An 8340-nucleotide genomic window follows, 5' to 3' on the forward strand; every position below is an offset into this window, starting at 1 on the left:
CGCTACTTTCGCATGCCCTATGCCGCCAAGGGGCTCGCCGTCGGACTGTTCGGCGGCTCCTTCAATCCGCCGCATGCCGGCCATGCGCTGGTTGCCGAGATCGCACTGAGACGGCTGGCGCTCGACCAGCTGTGGTGGATGGTGACGCCGGGCAACCCGCTGAAAAGCACGCGCGAGCTGGCGCCGCTGGCAGAGCGCATCGAACTTTCCGAAAAGATCGCCCGGAACCCGAAGATCAAGGTCACCGCCTTCGAGGCTGCGCACCATGTGCGCTACACGGCCGACACGCTGGCGCTGGTCAAGGCGCGCAATCCCGGCGTCGAGTTCGTCTGGATCATGGGTGCGGACAGTCTGCGCGACTTCCATCGCTGGCAGCGCTGGCGCGAGATTGTCATGACCTTCCCGATCGCGGTGATCGACCGTCCGGGCGCCACGCTGTCCTTCCTGTCGTCCGTCGTCGCCAAGACCTTCGACTATGCGCGCATCGACGAAGGCGATGCACCGCTGCTTGCCCGCATGAAGGCGCCGGCCTGGACGTTCATCCACGGTCCGCGCTCGTCGCTGTCGTCGAGCGCGATCCGCCGGATGGCCAAGACATGATCAATCCCGACCTGCCGGCGGTTCATGCTTTCTGGATCAACGGGCCGCTCGGAGCCATGCAGGTCGGCTGCCTCAAATCCTTCGTCCGCCACGGCCATCGCACGGTGCTGCATGTCTATGACGATCCCGGTGACGCACCAGCTGGTGTGGAACTGGCGGAGGCTGCCAAAATCCTGCCGCGCGAGCGCGTCATCGTGCACCGCAACGGCAGCTATTCGCTGTTCGGCAACATCTTCCGCTACAAGCTGCTGACCACCGGGGCCGAGATCTATATCGACTGCGACATGTATTGCGTCAGGCCCCTGCCGCGCCGGCCCTACATGTTCGGCTGGGAGAGCCAGACCCGCATCAACAATGCGGTGCTGAGCCTGCCGGCGGGCTCACCGATCCTGCGCGACCTGGCCGAGATGGTGGACCATCCGAACCGCTTTCCCGAATGGTTTTCGTGGAGCAAGCGCCTGCGCTTCGGCGTCCGGCGGGCCTTCGGGCGGCTCAAGGGGTTCGAGAACCTGCCGCACGCCTCGCTCGGGCCGCCTCTGTTGACCCATCTGGTGCGCAAGCACGGCCTGCTCGACCAGGCGTCGGCGCAGAACGTGTTCTATTCCAACATCGAGGGGCAGGGCACGCTGCTCGATCCGGGTCTGCGTCTCGCCGACCTGATCAAGCCGGACACGCTGGCGATCCATCTCTGGCGCGGATCGCTGCGCAAGCTCTCCTTCGCCGATGTGCCGCCGACCTCGCCGCTGGGTGAAATCCTGGCGAGCTGAGAGCTGCCGCCGCCTGCCCTGTGATGTCGTTTTTGCGGGGGCTTCGGGCTCGGGGATGGGCGATGGTGGGACCATGTTGGAGAAAAACCGCGCAACGATCGGGCGAGAACAAGACAGCGCACCCGCGCCGCTGATCGCGATCGCCAGCGTGATCGTCTCGATGGCGCTGATCGCGATCGGCAACGGGCTGATGTTCGCCTACATCCCTGTCCGGCTGGGCGTCGAAGGCATCGACCCGATCTGGGCCGGGCTGATCGTGACGGGACTGTCGGCGGGCGGCCTCGCCGGCTGTATCCTGACTGGCCCGCTGGTGCGCAGGGTCGGCCACGCCCGCGCGTTCATGGTGCTGTCGGCGCTGATCGCGCTGTCCAATGCCGCCATCGGCGCCGGCCCGATTCCCTTGCTGTGGATTGCCGCGCGCGCGCTTTACGGCTTTGCCATTTGCGGCCTGTTCATCGTCGCGCAGAGCTGGCTCAACGACGCCTTGCCGAATTCGATACGCGGCCGGGTGATGGCGGTGTTCTACGTCGCCTATATCGCCGGGCTGGGCGTGGGTTATGCGACGCTGGCCGTGGTCGATATCCGCACGTCGGCCGCCTCGCTGATCGGCATCACCTTCACCGCCTTGTCCATCCTGCCGGTGGGCATGACGCGGCTTGCCCAGCCGCCGGCGCCGCAAGCGGCTTCGGTCGCATTGCGCCAGGCCTGGCGGATTTCGCCGGTCGGCGTCGCGGGCATGCTGGCCGTCGGCGGCCTGTCGATGATCATTTCGGGCTTCGCGCCCATTCATGCCACCGCCAAGGGCTACAGCCAGGCGGATGTGGCGCTGCTGCTGTCGGCCATGCCGGTCGGCACGCTGATCCTGCAGATACCGCTCGGCTGGCTCTCGGACCGTACCGACCGGCGCTACGTGCTTGCCGGCGCCGCCGCGCTTGCCATCGTCGCCAGCGTACTGGCGATCGTCTTCGATGGCGGCGCGCTGATGGCGCTTGTGGTGATCTATCTGATCTGGGACGGCGCGGCGGAATCCATCTATGCGCTATCGAGCGCGCATGCGGCGGACCGGGCCAAGAAGGATGAACTGCTCGCGCTTTCGAGTTCGATGCTGTTCGCCTGGTCGCTGGCCGGCTTCGTGGTGCCCGGCATCGTTACCGCGCTCTCGGTGATATACGGCACCGAAACCTTCATTTACGTCGGCATCGTCATCGCCTCGGTGTTCTGCCTGTTCGTGCTGTGGCGCGTGGTGGCGGCGCGGCCGGTTCCGGCTGCTGAAACCGGCAGTTTCGCGCCGATGTCGGCTCAAGCCCCCTTGCCGGTTGAACTGGCCTTCGCGCCGGAAGACGAGGAGCGGCACCGGGGCAGCTAGTTGCTTTTCTGCCGGCGGGTGTCCTGGTCGGGGATTTCCGGTGCGGGCAGCGGGATCGATATGCCTTCCTGGTCGAATTCCTGTTTGGCGCGTTTGGTCAGATCGGTCTGCGTGGCGAAAAAGTCCGCCGACGAGGTCCAGTACCGCAAGGTGATGGATACGGTGCTTTCGCCCAATGTCGCGACGAAGGCGATCGGCGCCGGTTCGCGCCGGATACGCCGTTCGGCGGCGGCGATGGCGAGCAGGGTCTTCTGGGCGCGATCGATGTCGTTCCACGAACCGATGCTGAGCGTGATGTCGCCGCGCCGGACGCCGTTGCGCGAGAAATTGCGCACCGGCTGGTTCCACAGCGTCGAATTGGGCGCCAGTATGTAGACGCCGTCGGCGGTCCTGAGCTTCGTGGCGAAAAGGCCGATTTCCTCGATCGAGCCGGCGATCGACCCGACCTCGACGGATTCGCCGATGCGGAACGGCCGCAAGGCGAGCAGCATGATGCCGGCGGCGATGTTCTGCAGCGTGCCCTGCAAAGCGAGCCCGATAGCCAGGCCGATGGCGCCGATGGCGGCGATGATCGATGCCGTCTGCACGCCGAACTGGCCAAGCACCATGATGACGACGAGGATCAGCACGGCATAGCGAACGATCTTCGAAAAGAAGTGGCGCAGCGTCTGGTCGAAGCCGTGAATATGGCCTAGCCCGGCGAAGATCGAGCGCTCCAGCAGGCCGGCAACGACGTAGCCCACGACGAGCAGGATCACCGCGCCGATGGCCGAGAAGGAGTAGGAGACGATCAGCGTGCTCAGTTGTGCGATGGCGGTCTGCACGCTGAGGAGGGCGGTCTGCGGTTCTATCGGCATGACGGGATTCCGGTTGGCTGGTCAGCCGTTAACCGCTGCGCAAGGGCTGGGTTCCGATCTTTTTTCGCCGGGCCTGGAACATCCGGGCAACCGGCAAGTTGGCCCGGATCGGGGCTCCGTCTTGAAACTGTCAGGGAACTCTGCCTATCTAAGTGGCGTCACCTGCTTTTGGGGGTGATTTGGTTGTTCTTGCTGCGAAAGGAAATACACTGAGAACAGCACTGCGGAAGAAGGCCGACATCATGCCTTCGCCGGCCGGGATCAGCGTAAACGACGCCGTGTCCCGTGCCATCAAGACAGTCCTTGCCAGTCTGGAAGACTCCAAGGCCGAAAACATCGTCTCAATCGACATCCAGGGGAAATCGAGCCTTGGCGACTACATGGTCGTCGCGTCAGGCCGATCGCACCGTCATGTCTCGGCTGTCGCCGATCACCTTCTCAAGGCGCTCAAGGATGCCGGCCTCGGCACGGCGCGCGTCGAAGGGCTGTCTGGCGCCGACTGGGTCCTGATCGATTCGGGCGACATCATCGTCCACGTCTTCCGCCCCGAAGTCCGCGAATTCTACAATCTCGAAAAGATGTGGCAGGCGCCGGATCTCGAGGAAGAGACCCTTCATTAGGCTGCTTGGCATCGTTGCTCGGAATCGGAATTCGGCTTTGGGCGACAGGCATTAGCGGCTTATAGAGGCGGGATGAAAATTTCAGTTCATGCCGTGGGCCGGATGAAGGCCGGCCCCGAACGGGAGTTGGCCGACCGCTATTTCGAGCGCTTCGCCAAGAGCGGGCCGGCTGTCGGGCTCGAATTCGCCGGCATCACCGAAATCACCGAAGGCCGCGCCCAGAGCGCCGCCGAGCGCCAGCGCGACGAGGGCTCGCGGCTGCAGGCGCAACTGCCGCCGGGCACAGCCCTGGTCCTTCTGGATGAGCGCGGCAAGAGCCTTTCCTCGGAAGATTTCGCCAAACGTATCGGGCAGCTTCGCGATGGTGGTCGTAAGGCTCTTGTGCTTGCCATAGGCGGCGCGGACGGTCACGACCAATCGCTGCGCGACCAGGCCGAACTGGTGCTGTCGTTAGGCGTGCTGACCTGGCCGCATCAACTGGTGCGGGTGATGCTGGGAGAACAGCTTTACCGGGTGGCCACGATCCTGTCGGGCCACCCTTATCATCGCTCCTAGCGGTTGACTTTGAGGCGACACGCCCGGATTTCCGCCTCAATGCCGGGCAAGATCGTACCCGAGGGACAGAGCCTTTCAAACATGGTTGATGGTTCGTTAACGAAGCCGCCGATAGTATCGATCGCGAATGTCTGAAGGTTGGAAATCGACGACGGGCTCAACGAAAGCGGGCCCCTGGCGCGCACGCTGCGGCATGGCCGTGGCGGCGGTGCTTCTGTCGTTCCATGCGGCACGGGCCGAGAATATGCTCGACATGGCGCCGGATCCCGACCAGAGCCGGGCCGAATACGAACAAGTATCCAAGGAAATAACGCTGTCTTCGGAACGGCTGGCAAAGCTCGCCGCCGATATCGCGGCGGTCAAGAAGGACCACGCCTCGATCACCGCTGCCCTGATCCAGTCCGCCATGACCGAGCAGAAGCTTGGCCAGGACATCGAGGACATCGGCGGCAAGCTGGAAGGGCTGAAGGACCAGCAGCAGAAGATACGCGCCTCGCTGGCGGCGCGGCGCGACGTGCTGGCCGAGGTGCTGGGCGCGCTGCAGCGCATGGGGCTCAACCCGCCGCCGGCGATCCTGGTCAAGCCGGAGGACGCGCTGTCGTCGGTGCGCAGCGCCATCCTGCTTGGCGCCGTGGTGCCGGAATTGCGCCAGCAGACGGACAAGCTGCTGGCCGATCTCAAGGAGCAGACTCGGGTGACGGCCTCGATCGAGGCCGAACGCGCGCGGCTGACCGCGGCCGTCGGCGATCAGGTCGCGGAAAAAAAGCGGCTCGGCATGCTGCTGGAGGCCAAGCAGAAGCTCGAGGCCGATACGCAGGCCGAGATGGTGGCCGAGCAGCAGCGCTCGGAGCAACTGGCCGCAAAGGCGAGCAGCCTGAAGGATCTGATCGATTCGCTCCAGGCGCAGGCCGACAAGACCCGCAAGGCCGCGGATGCCGCAAAGGCAGCCAGTGCCGGCCAACCCGGCGACGACCAGACGGCGTCGCTGCCGGTTCCCGAAGGCAACCGGCTGACCGCGGCCGCCCCTTTCTCGGCGTTGCAGGGACAGATCGCGCTGCCGGTTACGGGCCGGATCAAGCGCCGGTTCGGTGCCGATGACGGTAACGGCGCCTTGATGCAAGGCGACATGGTTGCGACACAATCGGGAGCCATCGTCACCGCGCCGGCGGATGGGAATGTGCTTTATGCGGGGCCGTTTCGCTCCTACGGTCAACTCTTGATCCTCAATGCCGGCGACGGTTATCATGTCGTTCTGGCGGGGATGAGCAGAATCAGCGTCGCGACTGGTCAATCGGTGCTCGCAGGAGAACCGATCGGCGCGATGGGAGAGGCCCGGGTGGCAAGCACCTCGGTTTCGAAGAATGGAAATGCCACGCCGGAACTGTATGTCGAGTTCCGCAAGGATGGAAAACCCGTCGATCCGGCCCCATGGTGGGCGGACCGTTTTTCTGGAAGGACGTGAAATGATGCGGAAACTGTCGCTTCTGTTTGCCGGTGCGCTGATGGGCGCGTCCGCCATGAGCCTTGTCTATGGCGCGCCCGGCTCGGCGGCAAACGCTGCGGGGTCGGAGACCTACAAGCAACTGGCGATCTTCGGCGACATCTTCGAGCGGGTCCGGGCGCAGTACGTCACCCCGCCCGACGACAAGTCGCTGGTCGAGAACGCCATCAACGGCATGCTGTCCTCGCTCGACCCGCACTCCTCCTACATGAACGCCGAACAGGCGCAGGACATGCGCGTCCAGACCAAGGGCGAATTCGGCGGCCTCGGCATCGAGGTCACCATGGAGAACGACCTGGTCAAGGTGATCACGCCGATCGACGATACGCCTGCGGCCAAGGCCGGCGTGCTCGCCGGCGACTATATTGCGAAAATCGACGGCGAGGAGGTTCGCGGCCTGACCCTCAACGACGCGGTCGACAAGATGCGCGGCCTGGTCAACACGCCGATCAAGCTCACCATCCTGCGCCAGGGCGCCGACAAGCCGATCGAGCTGACGGTGGTGCGCGACATCATCAAGGTCAAGGCGGTCAAGTTCCGGGTCGAGAACGACATCGGTTACATGAAGATCACGTCCTTCACCGAGAAGACCTATGACGACCTCGAGAACGCGATCGACACCATCAAGAAGCAGGTGCCGGACGACAAGCTCAAGGGCTATGTTCTCGACCTGCGCCTCAATCCGGGTGGCCTGCTCGACCAGGCGGTGAGCGTTTCAGACGCGTTCCTGAAGCGCGGCGAGATCGTCTCGACGCGCGGCCGCGATCCGAAGGACGTGACCCGCTTCGACGCCAAGCCCAAGCAGGTCGACGACATCAACGGCAAGCCGATGATCGTGCTCGTCAATGGCGGCTCCGCCAGTGCTTCGGAAATCGTCGCCGGCGCGTTGCAGGATCTGCGCCGCGTCACGGTGGTCGGCACGCAGTCCTTCGGCAAGGGCTCGGTGCAGACCATCATCCCGCTCGGCGAGAATGGCGCGCTCAGGCTGACGACGGCGCTCTATTACACGCCGTCGGGCAAGTCGATCCAGGGCAAGGGCATCACGCCCGACATCAAGGTCGACCAGCCGCTGCCGCCCGAATTGCAGGGCAGGGACCTGACGCGCGGCGAATCCGACCTCAAGGGTCATATCAAGGGCGCCGACGAGAGCGCCACCGGCTCCGGCTCGGCCGCCTATGTGCCGCCGGATCCGAAGGACGATCTGCAGCTCATCTTCGCCGAACAGCTGCTGCGCGGCGAGAAGACCGATCCGGCCTTCCCGCCCAACCCGGAAAAGGCCGTGCTCAACCAGTAACGGCCAGCGGCTGGTCTGGCCGCGTGGACGAAGCAATGCGATGCTGCCGGGATCGAAAGGTTCCGGCAGTTTGATTCGGGGTGAGCCTGGTTTCGGAGTACCGAATCGGGGTCTGGCAGAAACGTGCATGTCTTCTCGAAGGGGCAGCTTTCGAGGCATGTACACCGGGGACAGGGCTTGGCTGAGATCGGCAAGGACATCGAACGCCCGCTTGGACAGGCTGTCCGGGCGCCGCGCGCCGCCGGCAAAATCAGCGCGGGCGCGGTCGTGGCGACCGCCGTGGTTCTGGCGGCTGTCGGTGTTTCCGCTCCGCTCGCGTTCAGGGACAAGCCGTTTCGAAAGCCGCAGGAGGTCGCGGTCTCGACGCCGAAGGTGACGGCGGCGGCCGAGCCCGCCGCGACGCCGCCGGCTCTGGCGCCGGTCGCCGCGCCGAAAGTCGAAACGCCGGCCAAGACCGGTGGGCCGCAGATCATCCATGTCCAGCCGGAAGGCGATGCTCCGGGCAACGCCCCTATCGTCATTCGCGATCCGTCCTCCGTCGGGCAGAACCTGAAGATCGCGCATATTCCCGACAAGGCGCTGATCGAGGCGAGCGAAACCGGACCCTTGCCGATGCGTTCCGCCGACGGCCGGCGGCCGTTCGACGCCTATGCGCGGCCTTGGTCCGGCTCACGCGGCGCCCGTATCGCGATCGTCATCGGCGGCCTTGCGGTATCCCAGACGGGCACCCAGGCGGCAATCGCCAAGCTGCCGCCGGAAGTGACGCTGGCCTGCGCGCCG

8 protein-coding genes and 1 pseudogene are annotated in these 8340 nt (G+C 65.0%); 8 read left to right on the forward strand and 1 reads right to left on the reverse strand.

Annotated features, from left to right (window positions below; translation table 11 throughout):
* Positions 1 to 12 precede the first annotated feature (12 nt).
* The 3 genes from J0I79_RS01390 to J0I79_RS01400 all read left to right on the forward strand — a co-directional run bounded on the left by J0I79_RS01390 (position 13) and on the right by J0I79_RS01400 (position 2733).
* Entirely contained in the window at positions 13 to 600 is a 588-nt protein-coding gene (locus tag J0I79_RS01390) for a nicotinate-nucleotide adenylyltransferase (RefSeq protein ID WP_292854752.1), read from the forward strand.
* Complete coding sequence (locus tag J0I79_RS01395) at positions 597 to 1367, forward strand: hypothetical protein (protein ID WP_292854732.1); 771 nt, start codon at positions 597 to 599, stop codon at positions 1365 to 1367. The genes J0I79_RS01390 and J0I79_RS01395 overlap by 4 nt, the downstream gene beginning before the upstream one ends.
* Before the next feature lie 73 nt (positions 1368 to 1440).
* Positions 1441 to 2733: an MFS transporter gene (locus J0I79_RS01400; protein WP_292854734.1), complete on the forward strand. Its 1293-nt coding sequence runs from the start codon at positions 1441 to 1443 to the stop codon at positions 2731 to 2733.
* Here the strand turns inward: J0I79_RS01400 and J0I79_RS01405 are convergent.
* The gene (locus J0I79_RS01405; protein WP_292854737.1) at positions 2730 to 3590 is read right to left on the reverse strand and encodes a mechanosensitive ion channel domain-containing protein; all 861 of its coding nucleotides are present in this window, start codon (positions 3588 to 3590) and stop codon (positions 2730 to 2732) included. The genes J0I79_RS01400 and J0I79_RS01405 overlap by 4 nt on opposite strands.
* Positions 3591 to 3832: 242 nt before the next feature.
* Between J0I79_RS01405 and rsfS the strand changes: the two genes are divergently transcribed.
* From rsfS to J0I79_RS01430, 5 genes and pseudogenes are all read left to right on the forward strand, one after another.
* On the forward strand, positions 3833 to 4210 hold the full coding sequence (gene rsfS, locus J0I79_RS01410) for a ribosome silencing factor (RefSeq protein WP_135902362.1): 378 nt from the start codon (positions 3833 to 3835) through the stop codon (positions 4208 to 4210).
* A gap of 72 nt (positions 4211 to 4282) precedes the next feature.
* Entirely contained in the window at positions 4283 to 4765 is a 483-nt protein-coding gene (gene rlmH, locus J0I79_RS01415) for a 23S rRNA (pseudouridine(1915)-N(3))-methyltransferase RlmH (protein WP_292854744.1), read from the forward strand.
* A gap of 127 nt (positions 4766 to 4892) precedes the next feature.
* Entirely contained in the window at positions 4893 to 6227 is a 1335-nt protein-coding gene (locus tag J0I79_RS01420) for a murein hydrolase activator EnvC (protein WP_292854747.1), read from the forward strand.
* A 1-nt stretch (position 6228) separates the two neighbouring features.
* Positions 6229 to 7560, forward strand: a complete 1332-nt coding sequence (locus J0I79_RS01425; RefSeq protein WP_292854750.1) for a S41 family peptidase — start codon at positions 6229 to 6231, stop codon at positions 7558 to 7560.
* Positions 7561 to 7737: 177 nt separating this feature from the next.
* Positions 7738 to 8340, forward strand: a pseudogene (locus J0I79_RS01430) (divergent polysaccharide deacetylase family protein); the annotation flags it as partial.

Origin of the sequence: Mesorhizobium sp. (assembly GCF_017306585.1) — a bacterium.
GTDB lineage: Bacteria > Pseudomonadota > Alphaproteobacteria > Rhizobiales > Rhizobiaceae > Mesorhizobium.